The following is an 18,135-nucleotide window of genomic DNA, read 5'->3' on the forward strand; positions in this document are numbered from 1 at the left end:
GCTTTAGAGGGCCTGCGCGTTCACCGCGCGGCAACACACCCGGTCGAAGTCATGGTGCTGCCGGGACGGCCAGAACGGCTCAAGGTCGCTGCGACCTGTCGCGATGTGCTGGAAGCTGGCCATGCCCCTATTGAACCAGATGGCGGCGCGCGGCAGCAGTGGCCTTCCGCACGTTGCCGGTATTTCCGGGGCGAGTCGCGCAACCCCGGACCGTCGGCCGAAAGCCTGCCTGAAAGCCCGACCGAAAGCTTGCCTGAAAGCCTGCCTGACGGTCCTTTGGCGCGACGCGCGCCAAAGGGCGCCCACCGGCCGGACCGGTGGGCGCCCTTTCGTGCTCACGGCGGGGATCAGACCTGGCCGGCCTTCTCCAGAGCGGTGCAGCAGGTGTCGACGAGCAGCCGCGTCACCACGTACGGGTCGACGTTGGCGTTCGGGCGGCGGTCCTCGATGTAGCCCTTGCCGTCCTGCTCGACCTGCCACGGGATACGGACCGAGGCGCCGCGGTCGGAGACGCCGTAGCTGTACTCGTTCCACGGGGCGGTCTCGTGCAGACCGGTCAGCCGGTCGTCGATGCCCGCGCCGTAGTTCTTGACGTGGTCGAGCGGCTTGGAGCCCTCGCCCAGCGACTCGCTTGCGGTGATGATCGCGTCGTAGCCCTCGCGCATCGCCTTGGTCGAGAAGTTGGTGTGCGCGCCCGCGCCGTTCCAGTCGCCCTTCACCGGCTTGGGGTCGAGCGTCGCGGAGACCTGGAAGTCCTCGGCGGTGCGGTAGAGCAGCCAGCGCGCGATCCACAGCTGGTCGGAGACCTCCAGCGGGGCGAGCGGGCCGACCTGGAACTCCCACTGGCCCGGCATGACCTCGGCGTTGATGCCGGAGATGCCGAGGCCCGCCTTGAGGCAGTTCTCCAGGTGCGCCTCGACGACGTCACGGCCGAAGATCTCGTCCGCGCCGACGCCGCAGTAGTAGCCACCCTGCGCGGCCGGGAAGCCGCCCTCGGGGAAGCCGAGGGGGCGGGCGCCCTTGAAGAAGGTGTACTCCTGCTCGATGCCGAAAATCGGCTCCTGGGCGGCGAACTTCTCGGCGACCTCGGCGAGCGCGGAACGCGTGTTGGACTCGTGCGGGGTCATGTCCGTGTTGAGGACCTCGCACATGACGAGGACGTCGCTGCCGCCGCGGATCGGGTCCGGGCAGGAGAAGACCGGCTTGAGAACGCGGTCGGACGCGTGGCCCTCAGCCTGGTTGGTGCTGGATCCGTCGAAGCCCCAGATGGGCAGCTCGGCACCATCCGTCAGTATCTTCGTCTTCGAGCGAAGCTTGGCGGTCGGCTCGGTGCCGTCGATCCAGATGTACTCAGCCTTGAAGGTCACGGGCCTCATCCTTTGCGGGTGCAGCGGTATGCCGCGCAGCTTCGCAATCCGTGATTTCCCGGCCGTTGCCCGTCTGTGAACCCCACGTTACGCCGGGCCGGTGACGGCCCTGCCGACGTCGTGAGCCGGTCAGCCCGCCGCGCCGAACACGCGGTGCAGCTCCCGAATCCTGGAGCGGGTCTCTTCCCGGTCGCCCAGCAGGAATTTGTCGTTCCATTTCCACAGCAGCTCGCCGCTGATGACACTGCTGGCTCCACCACAGCATCGGCTCCACACCCTGCCGCGCCAGCACGGCCGCCACCGCCTGCGCATACGGCCGGCCCTCCGTGGACGAAGCTATGAACACGCGCGTCATGCGGGCTGCTCCTGCCGCTCACCTGCCGCGGGCGTCGCCCGGCCGCGCCGCCCCCCCGTGGTGCCCGGAGTTTAGTCTCTGGCCATCCGCTCCACCCCCTGCTTGAGCAGGGACTCGAAGCCCGCTGAACGGATCCGGCGGACAAGATCGGCGTAGCTCGTGCCCAGCGCCTCGGCAGTCCGGCCCAGATGCCAGTCGTGGTCGTGCAGCCGGTTCAGCAGATGGCCGCGCCGGATCTGCGCCTCGGAGAGCCGGAAGGTCTTGAGATAGGCGACGCGCCCCTTGTGGTCGGTGATCGCCTCGCCGATGTGCTGCTCGGACTCCCCGCGCCTGAAGGGCGGCAGGAAACGCCACAGGCTGAACGAGCCCATCGCGTAGACCCGCTCGAAGGAGTACGACGCGTCGAGCAGCCGGGCCGCCGGCAGCGTGTCGTGGTTCCCGGCCCACGCGCGCTCCTGCGCCCGGGCCGCGGCCCGGAGGTCGGCGAGCGTCTTCAGGTGCCCGCCGTCGCGGATGCGCGCCTCGAAGTCCGGCACCGGGCCGCCGTAGAAGGCGTACTGGTGGACCAGTTCCCCGTACAGATCCTCGATCAGGGACGGGTGCAGGGCGCGGTAGTCGGCCGGATGCGGTACGACGAAGGCCGCGGCGAGTGAGTCGGCGGCGTACACCAGCACTCCGCACTGACCGGGGTGGATCTCGAAGATCCGCAGCGCTTCCCCGGTACGGCCTTCCGCGAACTGCGCTATCTCCACCAGCGCCGCCAGATCCTCCGCGTCGCGGATGCCGGCCGTCGGCACGCTCGGCGCGAGGCGGCGCACATCGAAGCCGTCCGCGTCGTATACAGGGTTCACATGCACGACACTTGTGCTCCGGTCGGGGTCGAGCCGGGTGCGCCAGACCCGCAGCACCTCGCCGGCCGGTCCCGGCGGCGCGTTGTCCCAGCCGTCCGAGACGATCACCAGCCGCTCGGGGGAGTGCTCCAGGGCGTCAGGATCCGGGTGCCGAGCGGAGTCGGCCCCCACGGCCGCACCAGCAGCGGATCGGCCGAGCCCGAGGTCCAGTGCGCGCGGTACGAACCGGCCAGCGCCTCCAGCAGGGAGTGGCAGCCGAGCGCGACCGCGAGCGGACGGCGGCGCTTGACGCCCGAGCCGGACGAGGAATAGCTGTCGTCCAGCACGGCCGCGACCCGTCCCAACGTCCCGGCGTACGGCCCCGCGGCCCGCAGCGCCGCGGCCCGCAGCGCGCCGGTCAGCTCGGCCCGCCGCCGCAGCCGCTCCGCACGCTCGAGCGAGAGGACATACAGGGCGAGGCGGGTGAGGGGCATGACGCTCAGCTCGGTTCGCGTCCCGGCCGCCTGCGTACGCAGCCGCTCAAGACGGGTCATCCGCGGCGCGATCCGCTCCAGGAACGCCTCGCGCGCGACGCCGTGCTTCGCCGCGAAGCCCTCGGCGACGGTGAACGGCAGCTCGTAGACCGCGCTCTGCTCGAAGTGGGCGCGGCGGTAGGCCTCCAGGAAGCCGTGGTCGTAGCGCACGCGCTTGCCCGGCCGGAACAGGAAGTCGCCGAACTCACCCTTGCCGAACGGGAGATGGGCGTGCCGGGCCGCGGTCTTCAGCCCGCTGCGGTACTTCACCGCGTCATGGCCGAGGTCGGGACGCGCCGCCAGCCAGTCGCGCAGGATCGCGCGCGTACGGCGGTTGTTGACCTTGGCGGCGCGCAGCGTACGGAACAGCCGGTAGACACGCTGCGGCGGCAGCACGGCAAGCCGGGCCGCGATCAGCCGCCCCTCCGCCCGCTTCTGCTCGGCGCTCGCGTCGCCCGCCGTGCGCAGCAGCTGCTCCACGATCCGCGCGGCGTTGTGGTCGTTGATGTCGAGGGCGAGCGAAGACGCGGACACGGAACGGTAATTGACCCGTACGTACTCGTGCAAGAAGGAGAGCGACAGCCGCTGCTCATACGCCTGCGAGCGGAATTCGCGCTGTCCGGTCGCCGTGACGGCGGCGTTCACGAAGAGGGGCACGTCCTCGGCCGCGATCAGGGCCGGCGTAGGTCTCCGCCATTGATTCCCCCTACGTACACACACGGAGGCCGGCCGGGGAATGGGGGCGCGATCAGCGAAATCACTGCGTCACAAGCAAGTCCCGGAAGTCGCACCGGAGTCCCGCGGCCGGTTGACGAAAAACGTAACACCGCTGGCTTTGCCTTCCCCGGGATTTTTCCGCGGTTGGCACACTGGGTGGTATGACGAAGCCCGCAAAGCAGCCGCGTGTCGGACTCCTCGGCGCCGGTCCCTGGGCGGAGCGCACCCAGGCCCCCGCGCTCGCCGCCCACCCTGATGTCGACTTCGCCGGGGTGTGGGCCAGGCGGCCCGAGGCGGGCGCCGCCCTCGCCGCCGCGTACGGCACCACGGCCTACTCCGGCGAGGACGGCGCCGACGCCCTCTTCGCCGCCTGTGACGCGGTCTCCTTCGCGCTGCCGCCGGACGTCCAGGCGCCGCTCGCGGCCAGGGCGGCCGCGGCCGGCTGCCATCTTCTGCTGGACAAGCCGGTCGCGACGAGCGTGGCGGCGGCGCGGGAGACGGCGTTGGCGGCGGAGCGCGCCGGGGTCGCCTCGGTGGTCTTCTGCACGCTGCGCTTCGCCGCGGACACAGTGCCCTGGATCGCTGAACAGGCGGCGATGGACGGCTGGTTCACGGCCCACGCGCAGTGGCTCGGCTCGCTGTACGCGCCCGGCGGTGACAGCCCGTACGCCGCGTCGCCGTGGCGGCGTGAGAAGGGCGGGCTGTGGGATGTCGGCCCGCATGTGCTGTCCGTGCTGATCCCGGTACTGGGCGATGTGACGGCGGTGACGGCGGCGCGCGGCCCGGTGGACACCGCGCATCTGGCGCTGCGGCACACCTCGGGGGCGTCGAGCACGGCGACACTGGGCCTGAGCGCGCCGGTGAAGGCGGCGGGCGCGAGCATCGAGCTCGTCGGCGACCGGGGGACGGTGGCGATGCCGCAGCGGGGCGACGCGGTGAGCTCATTCGGTGCGGCGGTGGACGCGCTGCTGGAGTCGGCGCGTACGGGGCGGGCGCACGACTGCGACGTACGGTTCGGGCTGCGGCTGACCGAAATCCTCGCTGAGGCGGAGGCGGAGCTTCTGCAGCGCGGGTAGCAGGGAGCGGGCCAGGACGGTGCCGTCGCCATGAGGGTGGAGAACGGCACCGTCCTGATTTCCGTCAGGGATCAGCCGACGCGTTCGATCCGCGCCTTGCGGATCAGGAACTTGCCGGGCTCGCGGACCTGCTCGAAGGCCGCGTTGTTCAGCAGGGCGCAGCTGCCGGAGACGGAGGCGACCTTGACGGTCGTGGACTTGCTGTTGTCGAGGTTGGTCACCTTGAGGGTGGTGCCGACCGGGAACTGGTTGCTGGAGGCGGCGGGCGCGCCGCCCTCACCGGACAGGGTCACGGTCGAGCCCGCGCAGACGACTTCGCCGCCGGCGCCCTGGTCGCCGCCTTGATTGTTGCCGTCTTGGTCGCCGGCCGGCGGCTGCTCTTCGGCGGGCGGCTGCTCCTCCGCGGGCGGGTCGGCGGGCGGCTGTCCCTCGGCCGGCGGCTGCTCTTCAGCCGGGGGCTGCCCTTCGGCCGGGGGCTGCTCGGCGGGAGGAGCGGCCTCGCCCCCACCCCCTCCGACTTCGCACCCGGAAGCCGCCTGCTTCCGCTTGATCTCCTCGATCACAGCCTGCCGGTTGGCGATCCGCGCCTCGGACTGCGCATCCGGATTCGCACGCTGGCCGGCGATGAAGTTCTCGTTGTTCTGCAGGGCGGTGACCAGTCCGTCGCAGGCTACCGACGCCTGGCTGGTGCCGGTCATCGCCACTGCCGTACCGCCGATTGCGACGGCGGCGCCGACGAACAGAGCGATCTTCTTCTTCGGGCTGAGGGTCTTCTTGCGGGACACGATGGGACTCCTGTCGGGTCGATTCCGTGTGCCGTTACGTACGAGTAGGAATCCCGGCTTTCTCAGCCGCCCCACCTACAACATCCTTAACTTTCCTTAAGGCAGTGAGCGGCAGAGAGCGTCCAGCGCACCGCCGTAGGTGTGTTCGGGCGGCGTCGCGTATCCGAGTGAAGGCGGCGGCCTGGCAGGGGCTGGCGGTGGAGGGGCTGGCCGACTACCGCCACCCGGACTTTCCGGCGGACGCGACGGGCGGCACGCTCGGTCCCCGGCGGGAGTTGGAGCACGGCATGCAGCCCCGCCGCGATCCCGGTCACCCGCACCTGCGGAGCCCGCTCCGCCAGGACGGCCGTCAACTGGTCGCGCCGGCGCCGGTGGCGCTGCCGCATCTTGCGTACATGACGGTCGTACGCACCCGAGGCGATGAAGTCCGCGAGCGTGAGCTGCTCCGTGGCGCTCGACCACTGCTCGCGCTCGCCCTTCGCCGTCACGATGTCGTCGACCAGCTGCTCGGGCAGCACCATCCAGCCGATCCGCAGAGTGGGGGAGAGACTCTTGCTCACCGACCCCATCAGCACCACCCGGTCGGGGTCGAGGCTCTGCACCGCGCCGACCGGCTGACGGTCGTAGCGGAACTCGCCGTCGTAGTCGTCCTCCAGCACGGACCCCGTAGCCCGCTGGGCGCGCCAGCCCATGTCCCCACCTGAGCAACAACGGTGGGAAGGGGGCCGCCGACCGGCACGGCCAGTGGCCGCCCCACAGCTAGCCGCAGCGGGCTCGCCGTTCTGCGGGTCCGTTTGGTGCTGATTGCAGTCCGGGCCGTCGAACCGGGGATCTTGGAGTGTTCAGGGAACCGGACGCAGGCCGTCGAAGGTGACGGCGACCAGGCGGGTCACGGCGTCCTGGGAGGTCAGGGCGGCCGCGGCGGCCAGGGCATGGAGGCAGTACTGGGCGAGCTCGGCGGGCGGGACGTCGGAGCGCAGGTCACCGGCCTCGACGGCCTCGGCGAGAAGGTGCTGGAGCATGCCGTGCAGGTGCCGCTCGGCGTGGGTGACGTGCTCACCCTGGTGCAGGAGGGCGGCGAGTTCGCCACCGTGCCGCTGCCGGGCGATGCCCGCGTACGCCTCCAGCACCGCAGTCAGGCGCTCCACGGCGGTGCCGGCCTGGTCGCGGATGCCCGCGAGCTGCTGGAGGTGGCCGGCGACCTGGCGCTCGTGCCAGGCCAGCAGGACGGCTTCGACGTCGGAGAAGTACTTGTAGAGCGTCGCGCGGCCGATGCCGGTCTGCTCGGCGACCTGGGACATGGTCACCGACCGCAGGCCGCCCTGGGCCACCAGCTTCGCGGTGGTGTCCAGGATCGCCTCACGCACGGCGGCGCGGTGCGCGTCGATCGTCTCGTTCCACAGCTTCGGCACCCACCCAGGATACGGGCGTCCACAGGCGATACACTCGGTTTTAGGTAGAGACAATATGTCTTGAAAAACTAGGGTGGAGGGCGTCATGGCAGGCTCACCGAACCGTCCCGACGACGACGGCGAGGGGGCGCCGCGCTGGGTGAAGGTGTCCGCGGCGATCACCGTCGTCCTGGTCGTGGTGTTCGTCATCGTGCACCTGGCAGGCGGCGGAATGACGGGACATACGCCGTGAAGCCTTTCGGCCCGCGGCTGCGCAAGCTGACCCTCACCCTCCACGTCACCGCCTCGGTCGGCTGGCTGGGCGCGGTCGCGGCCTTCCTGGCCCTCGCCGTGGCCGGGCTGACCAGCAGCGCGCCGCAGACCGTGCGGGGCGCCTACCTGGCCATGGACGTGGTGGGCTGGTACGTGATCGTGCCGTTGAGCGTCGCCTCCCTGCTGACCGGGGTGGTGCAGTCGCTCGGGACGGTGTGGGGGCTGCTGCGGCACTACTGGGTGATCGCGAAACTGCTGATCACCGTGGTCGCGACCCTGCTGCTGCTGGTCCACATGCAGCCGGTCGGCCACCTGGCCGCCGCGGCCGCCCGGGCGGCGCTCGCGGGCGGCGAGCTTCAGGGCATGCGTATCCAGCTGATCGCGGACGCGGCCGCCGCCCTGCTGGTGCTGCTCACGGCGGCCGCCCTGTCTCTGTTCAAGCCGCGCGGGGTGACCCGCTACGGCCGCCGCCGCCAGCGTGAGCAGAGCCCGCTGCCGCGCTGAACCCGCCCGCCTGGCTGACCGGCTTGCGGTCAGCCAACGGCACCGAGCAGTTCGTTGCACGCCTGCTCGCAGGAGCGGCAGGTTTCGGCACAGACGCGGGCAGTGCTCGTGCATGACTGGTCAGACAGTCGGGCCGCGCTGCCTCGGACTGCCGGATTTCGCTCTGACTGTCTTCTCATGGCGGAAGCCCGTCGGCTCAATGCTGGTGTCCGTCGTCGTGCCCGGGCTCCTTGCTGGGGTGGGTGTCTTTCGGAGATGCGGTGGGCTGGGAGGCCGGATTGGTGGTGTCGCTGCCGTGGTCGCCCTCCTGGCCTTCGTCGCTTCCCTTCTCGGGCACGACATCGCTGTGGCTGTGTCCGCCGCCGGGCCCCTCGGCCATGGTGGGGGCGATGTGGCGAAGGCCGAGGAAGGTGAGGGCCGTCACGACGAGAATTGCCAGGCCCATGAGGCCGAAGATGCGCCGCCACGGCCTCTTGGCCTCCTTCAGGAAGTAGGCGACGAAGGACAGGACGATGCCCAGCGGTATCAGCACGGCACAGCGTTCTGGGAGGTCTGCGAAGTGCTGCATGCCGCCGCTGAGCATGCCAAGGCCGAACGAGAGCATCGTCGAGGTACCGAGCACGCGCAGCATGCGCGACAGGGCAGGCTTCTCGGTGGCCAGGATGATGTCGTTGAGGACGGTCGCGAGCAGGAAGACCAGTACGCCGGATGCGGCGATCATCGAGTAGCGGGCGGGGGACATGGGGTGGTGGACAACGGCTCCGCTGATGAGGCCGGCCCCCACGTAGTAGCCGACGTAGCCGAGATAGCGCCACGGCAGGGAGGCGCCTTCCCGTCTGCTGTTGGAGCGGCGTTGGCTGCGGGTCGGCTGCGGCGGGGTCGGGGGTGGGGTCGTCGTGGCGAGACTGGGTGAGGAGGACAAAGCGGACCCTTCAAAAGAAGTTCAGTGGGGCCTGGGGCTCTCAACGAGACAGGCAGGCAGGACGGGGCCGAAGATCGGACTCGCCGGGCGCAGCGCAACGTGAGCGGCCCGGCTCCGCGCCGCACGCCACCTCATGGCAGCGAAGGCGCATCGCACGGCATGGCCGAGCCGCCGCTGGTGCACTGGCGGAGATGGGCTCGCGGGGTTGTGCCCGACAGGTCGTCGACCGGTTGGCGGGGGTGAAGGCTTAGATCCGTAGGACCGCTGAGTCCGGCACGGGGGCAGATGCCAAGAGGGCCGTGACAGGTCGAGCGGCGCCGGCTGCATACGCGTACGGAGGCCGGTGAACGGCATGGGCCTCGCACGGGACGGGTAGCGCAGTGCCCTGTTGGGGCTGGCCGGACACACATTGGTGAGCCGCGTGATCGGGCTCCGGAGCATCCTGGTGGTCGGTGTGCCACTGGCCGGAGTGCGGGTCCTCGTGGCTGTGCCCGGCGGGATCCGGGTCCTGAACGTTCAGGGCTACCGCGTTGGTCGGCGCCCCGAGGTGGGCGTGACCTGCGGCGCTCTCCGTGCTGACACCGTGGCTGTACATCAGTGTGAGGAGAAGCGCGGCGAGTACCCACGTTCGCCACGGGCCCGCTGCACGAGAGCGGGACCGCGGCGCGCTACGGGTCGCCCGGGCCACAACCATGCCGGGGAGCATAGCGGCACGTCGGCCGTGGACCTCCTGTGGGGCGTGTGTTCCCTCGGACGAGTGGGTCCGTGGCTCCCGACCTGCCGGCCGGGATTTCGGCTTCCGACCGGGACGGATGACGGGGCGAGCCTCAGCCGAGGGCCGAGAACAGTTCGTTGCATGCCTGCTCGCAGCTTCGGCAGGCTTCGGCGCAGATGCGGCAGTGCTCGTGCATGTCGGCATGCTTGGCGCACTCGTCGCCGCACGCCTTGCAGGCCATGACGCACGCACGAAGGATGGCCGCCGTGATGTTGGCGTCGTAGCCGGTGTGCCGCGAGAGGACCGCGGCGGTGGCGGTGCAGATGTCGGCGCAGTCCATGTCGGTACGGATGCACTTGGTCAGATCGCCCACCATGCCCTCGGACAGGCAGGCGTCCGCGCACGCCGTACACGCCTGCGCGCAGGCAATGCACTCCTCGATACAGCGGGTGAGCTTGGCCTGGTCGATGTCGCCGAGGTCGGCCGGGTAGGTGGCGAGCATGTCCTTGACGGTGCTGGACATCGGGGTGCCTCCTCACGCCGCGGGGCCAGCGGAACCGGGCGGCCGCCTGGAAGCCCCCGGGTACATCTCCAGCTAACGCCCCTCGACGCGAACGCGCCCGGCCGCACCGTGAAGGTGCGGCCGGGCGCGGTGTCGAGCGGCTGCGGTCAGTGGTAGGCGTGGACGACGGCGTGGCCCTTGCCGCGGCCGATCATCCACTTGTTCACCGGGGTGGTGATGAAGAAGGCGACGACGAAGCCGCCCAGCAGCGCCGTCCAGAAGAGCGCGTCCGACAGGTGGGCGTCCATCGCCCCGGGTGTCAGGGCGATGATGCCGTTGTCGACGAGCTCCATCACCGCGATCGAGACGGTGTCGGCGGCCAGCGCCACCTTGAGAGCGGACTTGAAGTCCAGGCCGGCCCTGATGACCGCGAAGAGGGTGAAGGAGTAGCCGAAGACGAACGCCAGCGCGATCGCCAGGACCATGGTGGGCACGTTGCCCCACAGCAGGGCGGTGCCGATGACCATGCCGAGGATCTCGCCGATGGCGCACCCGGTCAGGCAGTGCAGCGTCGCCTTTGCCGCCGTTCCCCAGGAAGCGCCCCCGTGCATGTGCGCATCGTGGCCGCCGGCCGCTTGGTGTGCGGCGTGGTCGTGAGCGGTGCTGGTGTGGTGTGCGCTGTGGTCCATGACCGTCATCCCCAATCCCGTCCAGTGTGACCCCGCTCTCGCGGACCCACACGACAACAGTATACCCCCTGGGGGTATTTAGAAAGGGTGGGTGAAGCAAAAAGCGGAGGGGTGTGCCCGGGCCGCCGCGGCCCGGGCACACCCCTCCACCGGGGTGGGTCAGCTCTTGCCGAGCAGGCCGTTCATCCTGGTGATCTCAGCGGTCTGCGAGGTGATGATGGCGTCCGCCATCTTCTTGGCGTCGGGGAAGGTGCCGTCGGTCTTCTCCGTCCTGGCCATGGCCACGGCGCCTTCGTGGTGCTTGATCATGAGCTCCATGAAGGCGGTGTCGAACGCCTTGCCCGAGGAGTTCTTCAGCTTGTCCATCTCCTCGGGCGTCATCATCCCGGCCATGCCGTGTGCGGAGTGGTCCATGGCGCCTTCGGCGGGGACCTGCTCGCCCCAGGCGGTCAGCCACCCGGAGAGCGTCTTGATCTCCGGGTCCTGGGCCTTCTTGATCTCCTCGGCGAGCTTCTTCACCTCGGCCGACTCGGCGCGGGAGGGGGCGAGGTCGGCCATCTCCACAGCCTGGCGGTGATGGGGGATCATCCCCTTGGCGAACGCGACGTCGGCCGCGTTGTGCTGCCCCTGCGCGGCCGGGGCCGAGGCGGTCGGCGACTTCGAGGCGTGGCCGTCGTGCCCGGCGGAGCTGTCGCCGTTCGAACCGCAGGCGGCAAGGACCAGCGATGCCGCGCCAGCGGCCACGACGGCGGCGGTACGGCGGATGAGGGAACGCTTCGTGTTCATGGTGGTGCGACTCCTTGATGCGCCGCCCTGAGCGGGCGCGCGCAGATGCGGAATGAGGATGTGCCGGAGCGCGGCACCCCCGCGCCGGCGAAGCCAGGGCAGGGAGGTGCCGTGCGCGCGGTCCTATATCCGCAGGAGTTGCAGCTCAGCGAGGTCGGGCGGCGCCCGCCCGACCTCAGGAGTACCCGCCGCGCTGCCGGGCAGCACCACAGGTGCGGGCGCGGCAGTAACGGCCGCGGCCAGGACGGGAGGCGCGTACGGGGCGCCGACACCGGCCGTCGCACACGTCGCATCCGCGTGATGGGCGTGGCCAGATCCGCCATCGGTGTGCGAGCAGTCCCCGACCACCTCGTGGGCGGCCTGCTCATGGGCCATCGCCATGGCGTGACCGCCGATAGTTGGTGGCACCTTCGTGGGCGCCGGCCCGGGGCCCAGGCCGTGCATCGCCAGCACTCCGAACAGCACCGCCAGTACCAGCAGCACGAAGCCGCGCCCGGCAGGGCGGCTCGGCGACTGGACGGCGGAGGTCATGCGGTCATCGTACGATCCGGCCCCGGGCACCGCCTCGCCTGCTTGCCAGAGACCACCGACCGCGTGACACGACTGCGGGGCGATTCCCAGAAACGACGACCCTTTCCCTGAGCAAGATCAAACGCGGACCGCGAAATGCGCCGGGAGCGCCGATCCGCTGTCACAACTCGCTGTCACTCAAAAGGTGAACCGGGTCTGTTCTGGGAATGGTTTGTGACAGCATTCGGGGTCATGACGGCCCCTCAAACCGCACCCGCGTGCGATGCCGACGATGTCGAGCGCCATCCCTGCCCGCGCTGCCAGGCTCAGCCCGGCTCGCCGTGCCGCTCGCGCTCCGGCGCGGTCGCGGGGACCTACCACACTGGCCGCTTCACCAAGGTTCCCCCGCTCGCCAAACTCCTGCGCGTACCGACACCCGCCGACCGCGGCCCCGGCCAGTCCTGGCGACCTGGCACCCCGGTGCCCGCACCCGTCGACCCCGACACCCCGAGCGCGGACATCCGCATCGGGTATGCCCGCTGCTCGACGCTCACCCAGGAACTCCAGACGCAGCTGGACGCGCTCGCCGCCAAGCACATTCCCCGGGACAAGATCTTCTCCGAGAAGATCAGCACCCGAGTGCGGGTCCGCCCCCAGTTCGAGGCCGCGCTCGCCGCCGCCCGGGAGATCAAGGCCCACGCCCCGCACTGCCGGGTGATCTTCACGGTGTACGAGATGAAGCGGCTCGGGCGGGACGCCGCAGAGCTGACCGCGCTCGCCGACCACCTCACCGCGCACGGCCTGGCACTGGAGATGCTCGCCGGGCCGCTAGCCGGCATCTACGACCCCACCGGCCCGGGCCGCCTACTGTTCGGGTTCTTCGCTGCCATGGCCGAGACGGAGCGGGAGAACATCCGCGAAGCCACTCTCGAAGGACTGGACACCGCGGCCCGCAAGGGCAAACACGGCGGCCGGCCCCCCGTCATCACCGACGACATGCTGCACACCGTGCTCCGCCGCCGTGCGAACGGCGAGACCGTCGAAACCATCCAGCCCGACCTGCTCATCCCCACCGGCCGCCGCAAGGGACAGAACCCGAGCCTGTCGAGCATCTACCGGGCCCTGGCCGAACACGAGAAGACCCAGGCGTACCCGGAAGCAGTCACCCAGGCCCACGCCGACTTCGCCGCCCTCCACCAGCGCGACCGCAGCCCTGAGTAACTACTCAGCGCTACACGCCACCTGGCCGCAGCTATACGAGAACAGGGCCGAGTACGGCGCGCCGACTGCCCGGACCCGTCAACTCCAGATGCAGATCGGCGCCGAGACTCTCCGCCGAATTGACCCATGAACCTGCCATTGAAATGCACCCCGCCGACGGTCGCTTGCTCTCCTAGATTCGTACATATGACGACGACAGAGATCAACCAGACAGAGATCAACCAGAACATGAGCCGTATCAACTTCGCGAAGGTGGCCCCGAAGGCATTCCGTGCCGTGATCGGCCTGGACGCCGCTGCCCGCGAGGGCCTGGACCCGGCGCTGGTCGAGTTGGTGCAGATCCGCTCCTCGCAGCTCAACCACTGTGCGTACTGCCTGCACATGCACACCGGTGACGCCCGCAAGGCGGGCGAGAGCGAGGAGCGCCTGCACATGACCGCAGTGTGGCGGGAGGCGAAGCACTTCTTCACGGAGAAGGAACAGGCGGCGCTCGCCCTGACCGAGGCGGTCACGCTGGTCGCCGACGGGGGAGTGCCGGACGCGGTGTACGCACAGGCGGCGGCCCGCTTCGACGAGCGGGAGCTGGCTCAGCTTCTCGCCCTGATCTTCACGATCAACACCTGGAACCGGATCGCGCTCGCCACGGGGAAGGTCGCGGGCACGGACGAGCGGTGACGCTCACTGTGACGTCCTAGGACCGCCCGAGCGCGTCCCGTACGGCCTCATCCGTACGTGCCACGACAGCCGTACCGTCGTCAGCCGTGATGATCGGCCGCTGAATCAGCTTCGGGTGCTGCGCGAGGGCGGCCACCCACCGATCCCGCGAACCCTCGTCCCGCGCCCACTCCTTGAGTCCGAGCTCCTTCGCCACGGCTTCCTGCGTCCGCGCGATGTCCCACGGCTCCAGCCCGAGCCGCCCGAGGACGGCCCGGATCTCGTCCTCGCTCGGCACGTCGTCGAGGTAGCGCCGGACGGTGTACGCGGCGCCCTCCTCGTCGAGCAGATTGATGGCGCTGCGGCACTTGGAACAGGCGGGATTGATCCAGATCTCCATGGCGTCACCGTACCGCTCACACGCCCCTCAAACACCCTCTGGCCAGGGGGGATTGTCAGTGGCGGCCGGTAGACTGAACAGTAGTTCGGGATGGTCCCGCCACCGCGCCAGGAGGTTGCCGATGGCCGTTGCCACACTCATGACGAAGCCCGTGTACCAGCCGCTGAAGAAGAAGCCGCTCCCGGCAGGACAGCCGCGCGAGTGGTACGTCTCCCACAACCGCCGACTGAAGGCCATGCGCCTGGCGATCGCCCTGCTCGACTCGGGCGTCTACCACCCGGCGACTGCCGACAATCGCAAGATACGAGCGACGGCGGAGAGCATCGGGATCCACCCGCCGTCGGACACGACGTGCCGGATGGTGCGGGCACTGATCCGTTACGGCCGCTGAGCGCCACGTCCCGCCGCCGCCACCTCAGGTGACGGCGGCGGGACGCATGTCCGCGTGTCTGCGTCTTCGCGTGTCCGCATTGTCCGGACGGCGTGCGGTCATGGGGCTGTTGGCGAAGGCGCTGAAGAGGTCCCTCGTAACAAGCTGGTGGTCCCTGGTAACAACCCGCGCGCCCAAGGGTGCGGTTGGTGAGAAATAGGGCATTCTGTCCCCCTCTCGCTTCGAGCCGCCCCGGGGGGCAGACATGTCGCACCCGCACCGCACTCTCCGTTCCCTTCGCAGATTCCTCGTGCTCTCGGCCGTCGGAGTGCTGAGCGCCGCCACCACGCTCGCCTCCGCCCCGCCCGCCGCTGCCGAACCGGCCACGGTGGTCCCCTATCCCGCGGGAGCGAGCGCAACCCGCTACTCCGGACTCGCCTTCGACACCTGTACGGCGCCGCCGCTGACGGCCATCCAGGCGTGGAGCACGTCCCCGTACCGCGCGGTCGGTGTGTACATCGGGGGCGTCAACCGCACCTGCGCCCAGCCGCAACTGACCGCCTCGTGGGTCGCGTCCGTGTCGGCGCTGAAGTGGCGCCTGCTGCCCATCTACAAGGGCCTGCAACCGCCCTGCGGCGGCAAGCCCACCGACGCCAAGATCAGCTCCGTCGCGGCGACCGCCAGGTCCCAGGGCACGGCGGCGGCCACCGACGCCATCGCCAAGGCCAAGGCGCTCGGCATGCAGCCCGGCAGCGCCTTCTACAACGACATCGAGCACTACGTCCAGACGGATACCACTTGCCAGGCCGCAGTGCTGTCGTACGTCTCCGCCTGGACGAAAGAGCTGCACCGGCTCGGCTACGTCTCGGGCGTCTACATGAACCTCAACCTCGGGGCGAAGCAACTCTCCGACGTCTACACGTCCACCACCTATGCCCGTCCCGACGCGCTGTGGATCGCCCGCTACGACGGAGTCGACTCCCTGAAGGGGTGGACCAACATCGCCGACTCCAAGTGGGCCTCCCGCCAGCGGGCCAAGCAGTTCAAGGGCGACCACAACGAGACCTACGGCGGCGTCACCATCAACATCGACACCGACCGGCTCGACACTCCGGTCGCCACCGTGGCGTACACGTACACGGCGACGAGCTCCACCACACTCAACGCCCGCACTGGTCCCTCGACGGGCTACCCCCTCGCCAAGTCGTACGCGCCCGGGTCCTCCCTCAAGGTCGTGTGCCAGGCGCCCGGTTCCACCGTCGGCAGCACCCGCGTATGGAACAAGCTCTCCGACGGCACGTACGTCACTGACTACTACGTCAGCACCCCGTCCAACGCCACCTACAGCGCCCCGCTGCCGCGCTGCACGTACCCGTACCAGACCACCGCCCCCGGCGGGCTCACCGAGCGCAGCGGCCCCGGCTCCTCGTACGCGGCCGTGGGGACGTTGCCCAACGGGTCCCTTGCATGGGTGTACTGCCAGCGGGCCGGCTCGGCGGTCGGCACCAGCAAGATCTGGGACAGGATGGACAATGGCCGCTACGTCGCGGACTACTACGTGGCCACCCCCAGCAACACGACCTACAGCAAGCCGGCTCCACGCTGCTGACGGACGCAGGTCCGGTGTCGCGCCCGGCGGCGATCAATCCGGCCGCCGGGCTCGCCCCGCCCACGTCGGCGGGGCAGACGGCCGTGGTGAGCGCGAGGGCGTTCAGATCCGGGCGCTGAGGCGCGCCTTCGCGGCCGGCCACTCATCGGCAAGGATCGAGAAGTAGACGCTGTCCCGCCAGGTGCCGTCCGGCCGCTGCCTGTGTCGGCGCAGCACTCCTTCGCGCTGCGCCCCCAGGCGGGCGATGGCGGCCTGAGACCTCTCGTTCATGTGGTCGGTCTTCAACTGCACGCGCCCCATGCCCAGTTCATCGAAGGCGTGGCTCAGCAAGAGCAGCTTCGTCTCGGTGTTGACGGCCGTGCGCCAGGACGCGCGGCCGTACCAGGTCCAGCCGATCTCCAGCCGCTCGTTCTCCGGATCGATGTCCATGTACGTGGTCCAGCCGACGGCCCTGCCCGTCGCGCGATGAATCACGGCGAACGGTAGGTACTCGCCCTGCTCGGTGGCGGCAAGCAGCTCACCGAGCTTGAACCCGAGTTCCTCCTGCGTGCGCGGCGTGGGTCCGCCCTGCCAGCGCCAGACCTCGTCGTCCCCGCCGCCCGCGGCGAAGAGGTCTCCGAGATGATCCGTCGTCAGGGGTTCGAGACGCACATGATGGCCGGTCAGCGTCACAGGAAGCGGTGTCTTGGCAGGCATGGCTCGAAGGGTAGCTCTCTTCTGCACTAGCTTCTATCCCGTTCTGCACTAGTGCAAAATCAGGGATCCGTAGAGAGTCGTGCAGTGCGGCTAGTGCTGGATTCCTCAAAGGCAGTACACGTATCGGCGTCGTAGTTGGCGGGTGGGTGGGGCTGGTCGGCCCCAGATCCACGGTCTGGCACGGGCGTTGAGCTGGGCGGTGGCCACGGCCGTGGCTTGGGTGATCTCGTCCGGGCCGGCGAAGGACTGGCCGGCCAGGGCGGCTTTGCGGAAGATCCGCCACCAGCCTTCCTGCAGGTTGAGCCAGCAGGCGCCGACGGGGATGAAGACGTGCCGGATGCGGGGGTGGTCCTCCAACCATGTCCGGGTGGACAGGCTGTTGTGGGAGGACAGGTTGTCGGTGATCACGTAGATGTCACCGATGGGGTTGGCGTCCTCCACTTTCTGCAGGAACTGCTGGTAGAAGACGCTGTTCCGTGACGGTGCGGTCATGGTGACCTGCTGCCCGTCGCGGACGCGCAGGGCTCCGTAGACCCAGGTCTTCTCCGGCCCGCGGCTGTAGTCGAGTTCGGCTTTGATGCGGTGTCCGTCCGGCGACCAGCCCGGCGCCGGCGGGAACGTCCGGGGGATCACCGGCCCGAGCTCGTCGGCACAGAGGACCGTCGCGTCGTCGGGCGGGCAGGTGTAGAGCTCGATGATCCGCGTCCTTTTCCCGCGAAGTCCGGGTCCTTCGACCTGGTCCACGACCTCGTGCGACGCCACCGCACCCCCTCGGCCAGCAGAATCCGCCGGACCTGGGACCGACTGACCTCGATCCCCATCCCGCGAGCGACAGCCGCGAGGGCATCGAGCGTCCACTCCGGCGCACCGGACTGATCTGCCGCTGCCAGGTCACCACCCGGCTGCACTGTCAAACGTCCCGGAGGCGGCGTCCTGACCAACGCGATAATCCTCGACCGCTCGATTTCGGTGATCCTGCGCTTGCGGCCCTGACCGCCCAGATCCTCCAGGCCTTCCACCCCTGACCTGTTGAACCGGTGCAGCCAGCACCGCACCGTCTTGGGACTGCAGCCCAACTCCGCGGCGATCCCCGGCACCCGCAGCCCGGACCAGCTCAACTCGATCATCTGTGCCCGCATCACCAGGTCCCGCGGCGCCTTCCGAGCCCGCGCCAGCTTGCAGACCATCGCCTGCTCGTCCTCATCACGGCTCTGCCGTGCCCGTAACACC

The 18,135-nt window shown here is 69.7% G+C and carries 22 protein-coding genes; 7 read left to right on the forward strand and 15 right to left on the reverse strand.

The genetic code is table 11. From position 1 onward, the window contains the following. Positions 1-347: 347 nt before the first annotated feature. The 3 genes from glnII to QFZ67_RS28470 form a co-directional block, all read right to left on the reverse strand. Entirely contained in the window at positions 348-1,367 is a 1,020-nt protein-coding gene (gene glnII, locus QFZ67_RS28460; protein WP_307663903.1) for a glutamine synthetase, read from the reverse strand. 426 nt (positions 1,368-1,793) lie between these two features. Next, a complete protein-coding gene (locus QFZ67_RS28465; protein WP_307663904.1) occupies positions 1,794-2,744 on the reverse strand; it encodes a hypothetical protein in 951 nt (316 codons plus the stop codon). Continuing rightward, entirely contained in the window at positions 2,678-3,742 is a 1,065-nt protein-coding gene (locus QFZ67_RS28470; protein WP_307663905.1) for a hypothetical protein, read from the reverse strand. The genes QFZ67_RS28465 and QFZ67_RS28470 overlap by 67 nt, the downstream gene beginning before the upstream one ends. A 221-nt stretch (positions 3,743-3,963) precedes the next feature. Here QFZ67_RS28470 and QFZ67_RS28475 point away from each other — a divergent pair, with 221 nt between their 5' ends. After that, positions 3,964-4,878: a Gfo/Idh/MocA family protein gene (locus QFZ67_RS28475; RefSeq protein ID WP_307663906.1), complete on the forward strand. Its 915-nt coding sequence runs from the start codon at positions 3,964-3,966 to the stop codon at positions 4,876-4,878. A gap of 71 nt (positions 4,879-4,949) precedes the next feature. On the opposite strand, the gene QFZ67_RS28480 is transcribed toward QFZ67_RS28475, so the two are convergent. The 3 genes from QFZ67_RS28480 to QFZ67_RS28490 all read right to left on the reverse strand — a co-directional run bounded on the left by QFZ67_RS28480 (position 4,950) and on the right by QFZ67_RS28490 (position 7,075). Beyond that, positions 4,950-5,663 carry a hypothetical protein gene (locus QFZ67_RS28480; RefSeq protein ID WP_307663907.1) on the reverse strand — a complete coding sequence of 238 codons (714 nt, stop codon included), beginning with the start codon at positions 5,661-5,663 and terminating at the stop codon, positions 4,950-4,952. Between the two features lie 86 nt (positions 5,664-5,749). Continuing rightward, entirely contained in the window at positions 5,750-6,355 is a 606-nt protein-coding gene (locus QFZ67_RS28485; RefSeq protein WP_373430137.1) for an aminotransferase class I/II-fold pyridoxal phosphate-dependent enzyme, read from the reverse strand. Between the two features lie 150 nt (positions 6,356-6,505). Further along, the gene (locus QFZ67_RS28490; protein WP_307663908.1) at positions 6,506-7,075 is read right to left on the reverse strand and encodes a TetR/AcrR family transcriptional regulator; all 570 of its coding nucleotides are present in this window, start codon (positions 7,073-7,075) and stop codon (positions 6,506-6,508) included. A gap of 85 nt (positions 7,076-7,160) precedes the next feature. Between QFZ67_RS28490 and QFZ67_RS28495 the strand changes: the two genes are divergently transcribed. Further along, a complete protein-coding gene (locus QFZ67_RS28495) occupies positions 7,161-7,307 on the forward strand; it encodes a hypothetical protein (protein WP_307663909.1) in 147 nt (48 codons plus the stop codon). Then, positions 7,304-7,831: a hypothetical protein gene (locus QFZ67_RS28500; protein ID WP_307663910.1), complete on the forward strand. Its 528-nt coding sequence runs from the start codon at positions 7,304-7,306 to the stop codon at positions 7,829-7,831. Before QFZ67_RS28495 ends, QFZ67_RS28500 begins: the two co-directional genes overlap by 4 nt. 196 nt (positions 7,832-8,027) lie before the next feature. Here QFZ67_RS28500 and QFZ67_RS28505 read toward each other — a convergent pair whose 3' ends face one another. The 5 genes from QFZ67_RS28505 to QFZ67_RS28525 form a co-directional block, all read right to left on the reverse strand. Continuing rightward, positions 8,028-8,753 (reverse strand): hypothetical protein, encoded by a 726-nt coding sequence (locus QFZ67_RS28505; RefSeq protein WP_307663911.1) that lies wholly within the window; start codon positions 8,751-8,753, stop codon positions 8,028-8,030. Between the two features lie 827 nt (positions 8,754-9,580). After that, the gene (locus QFZ67_RS28510; RefSeq protein WP_307663912.1) at positions 9,581-9,991 is read right to left on the reverse strand and encodes a four-helix bundle copper-binding protein; all 411 of its coding nucleotides are present in this window, start codon (positions 9,989-9,991) and stop codon (positions 9,581-9,583) included. A 146-nt stretch (positions 9,992-10,137) separates the two neighbouring features. Further along, positions 10,138-10,659, reverse strand: a complete 522-nt coding sequence (locus tag QFZ67_RS28515) for a DUF4396 domain-containing protein (protein WP_307663914.1) — start codon at positions 10,657-10,659, stop codon at positions 10,138-10,140. Between the two features lie 159 nt (positions 10,660-10,818). Further along, positions 10,819-11,445, reverse strand: coding sequence for a DUF305 domain-containing protein (locus QFZ67_RS28520; protein WP_307663915.1), 627 nt, complete (start codon positions 11,443-11,445; stop codon positions 10,819-10,821). Between the two features lie 123 nt (positions 11,446-11,568). Next, on the reverse strand, positions 11,569-11,976 hold the full coding sequence (locus QFZ67_RS28525; RefSeq protein ID WP_307663916.1) for a DUF6153 family protein: 408 nt from the start codon (positions 11,974-11,976) through the stop codon (positions 11,569-11,571). A gap of 231 nt (positions 11,977-12,207) precedes the next feature. On the opposite strand from QFZ67_RS28525, the gene QFZ67_RS28530 reads away from it, so the two are divergent. Continuing rightward, complete coding sequence (locus QFZ67_RS28530; protein WP_307663917.1) at positions 12,208-13,176, forward strand: recombinase family protein; 969 nt, start codon at positions 12,208-12,210, stop codon at positions 13,174-13,176. Between the two features lie 186 nt (positions 13,177-13,362). Continuing rightward, the gene (locus QFZ67_RS28535; RefSeq protein ID WP_307663918.1) at positions 13,363-13,851 is read left to right on the forward strand and encodes a carboxymuconolactone decarboxylase family protein; all 489 of its coding nucleotides are present in this window, start codon (positions 13,363-13,365) and stop codon (positions 13,849-13,851) included. Between the two features lie 16 nt (positions 13,852-13,867). Here QFZ67_RS28535 and QFZ67_RS28540 read toward each other — a convergent pair whose 3' ends face one another. Further along, a complete protein-coding gene (locus tag QFZ67_RS28540; protein WP_307663919.1) occupies positions 13,868-14,230 on the reverse strand; it encodes an arsenate reductase family protein in 363 nt (120 codons plus the stop codon). 121 nt (positions 14,231-14,351) lie between these two features. On the opposite strand from QFZ67_RS28540, the gene QFZ67_RS28545 reads away from it, so the two are divergent. After that, positions 14,352-14,621: a hypothetical protein gene (locus tag QFZ67_RS28545; protein ID WP_215097884.1), complete on the forward strand. Its 270-nt coding sequence runs from the start codon at positions 14,352-14,354 to the stop codon at positions 14,619-14,621. 244 nt (positions 14,622-14,865) lie between these two features. Next, complete coding sequence (locus QFZ67_RS28550) at positions 14,866-16,209, forward strand: glycoside hydrolase domain-containing protein (RefSeq protein WP_307663920.1); 1,344 nt, start codon at positions 14,866-14,868, stop codon at positions 16,207-16,209. Positions 16,210-16,311: 102 nt separating this feature from the next. On the opposite strand, the gene QFZ67_RS28555 is transcribed toward QFZ67_RS28550, so the two are convergent. The 3 genes from QFZ67_RS28555 to QFZ67_RS28565 all read right to left on the reverse strand — a co-directional run bounded on the left by QFZ67_RS28555 (position 16,312) and on the right by QFZ67_RS28565 (position 18,092). After that, on the reverse strand, positions 16,312-16,905 hold the full coding sequence (locus QFZ67_RS28555; RefSeq protein ID WP_307663921.1) for a GNAT family N-acetyltransferase: 594 nt from the start codon (positions 16,903-16,905) through the stop codon (positions 16,312-16,314). A 105-nt stretch (positions 16,906-17,010) separates the two neighbouring features. After that, positions 17,011-17,649, reverse strand: a complete 639-nt coding sequence (locus QFZ67_RS28560; protein ID WP_307663922.1) for an IS630 family transposase — start codon at positions 17,647-17,649, stop codon at positions 17,011-17,013. Next, positions 17,535-18,092 (reverse strand): helix-turn-helix domain-containing protein, encoded by a 558-nt coding sequence (locus QFZ67_RS28565; protein WP_307665998.1) that lies wholly within the window; start codon positions 18,090-18,092, stop codon positions 17,535-17,537. The genes QFZ67_RS28560 and QFZ67_RS28565 overlap by 115 nt, the downstream gene beginning before the upstream one ends. Between the last annotated feature and the right edge of the window lie 43 nt (positions 18,093-18,135).

The organism is Streptomyces sp. V1I1 (assembly GCF_030817355.1).
Taxonomy (GTDB): domain Bacteria; phylum Actinomycetota; class Actinomycetes; order Streptomycetales; family Streptomycetaceae; genus Streptomyces.

Excerpts from the sequence above, each read along its gene's own strand:
- QFZ67_RS28475 (WP_307663906.1), top strand. The coding sequence starts at position 3,964 with ATGACGAAGCCCGCAAAGCAGCCGCGTGTCGGACTCCTCGGCGCCGGT.
- QFZ67_RS28485 (WP_373430137.1), bottom strand. The coding sequence starts at position 6,355 with ATGGGCTGGCGCGCCCAGCGGGCTACGGGGTCCGTGCTGGAGGACGAC.
- QFZ67_RS28495 (WP_307663909.1), top strand. The coding sequence starts at position 7,161 with ATGGCAGGCTCACCGAACCGTCCCGACGACGACGGCGAGGGGGCGCCG.
- QFZ67_RS28510 (WP_307663912.1), bottom strand. The coding sequence starts at position 9,991 with ATGTCCAGCACCGTCAAGGACATGCTCGCCACCTACCCGGCCGACCTC.
- QFZ67_RS28515 (WP_307663914.1), bottom strand. The coding sequence starts at position 10,659 with ATGGACCACAGCGCACACCACACCAGCACCGCTCACGACCACGCCGCA.
- QFZ67_RS28520 (WP_307663915.1), bottom strand. The coding sequence starts at position 11,445 with ATGAACACGAAGCGTTCCCTCATCCGCCGTACCGCCGCCGTCGTGGCC.
- QFZ67_RS28525 (WP_307663916.1), bottom strand. The coding sequence starts at position 11,976 with ATGACCTCCGCCGTCCAGTCGCCGAGCCGCCCTGCCGGGCGCGGCTTC.
- QFZ67_RS28530 (WP_307663917.1), top strand. The coding sequence starts at position 12,208 with ATGACGGCCCCTCAAACCGCACCCGCGTGCGATGCCGACGATGTCGAG.
- QFZ67_RS28535 (WP_307663918.1), top strand. The coding sequence starts at position 13,363 with ATGACGACGACAGAGATCAACCAGACAGAGATCAACCAGAACATGAGC.
- QFZ67_RS28540 (WP_307663919.1), bottom strand. The coding sequence starts at position 14,230 with ATGGAGATCTGGATCAATCCCGCCTGTTCCAAGTGCCGCAGCGCCATC.
- QFZ67_RS28545 (WP_215097884.1), top strand. The coding sequence starts at position 14,352 with ATGGCCGTTGCCACACTCATGACGAAGCCCGTGTACCAGCCGCTGAAG.
- QFZ67_RS28550 (WP_307663920.1), top strand. The coding sequence starts at position 14,866 with ATGTCGCACCCGCACCGCACTCTCCGTTCCCTTCGCAGATTCCTCGTG.
- QFZ67_RS28555 (WP_307663921.1), bottom strand. The coding sequence starts at position 16,905 with ATGCCTGCCAAGACACCGCTTCCTGTGACGCTGACCGGCCATCATGTG.
- QFZ67_RS28565 (WP_307665998.1), bottom strand. The coding sequence starts at position 18,092 with ATGGTCTGCAAGCTGGCGCGGGCTCGGAAGGCGCCGCGGGACCTGGTG.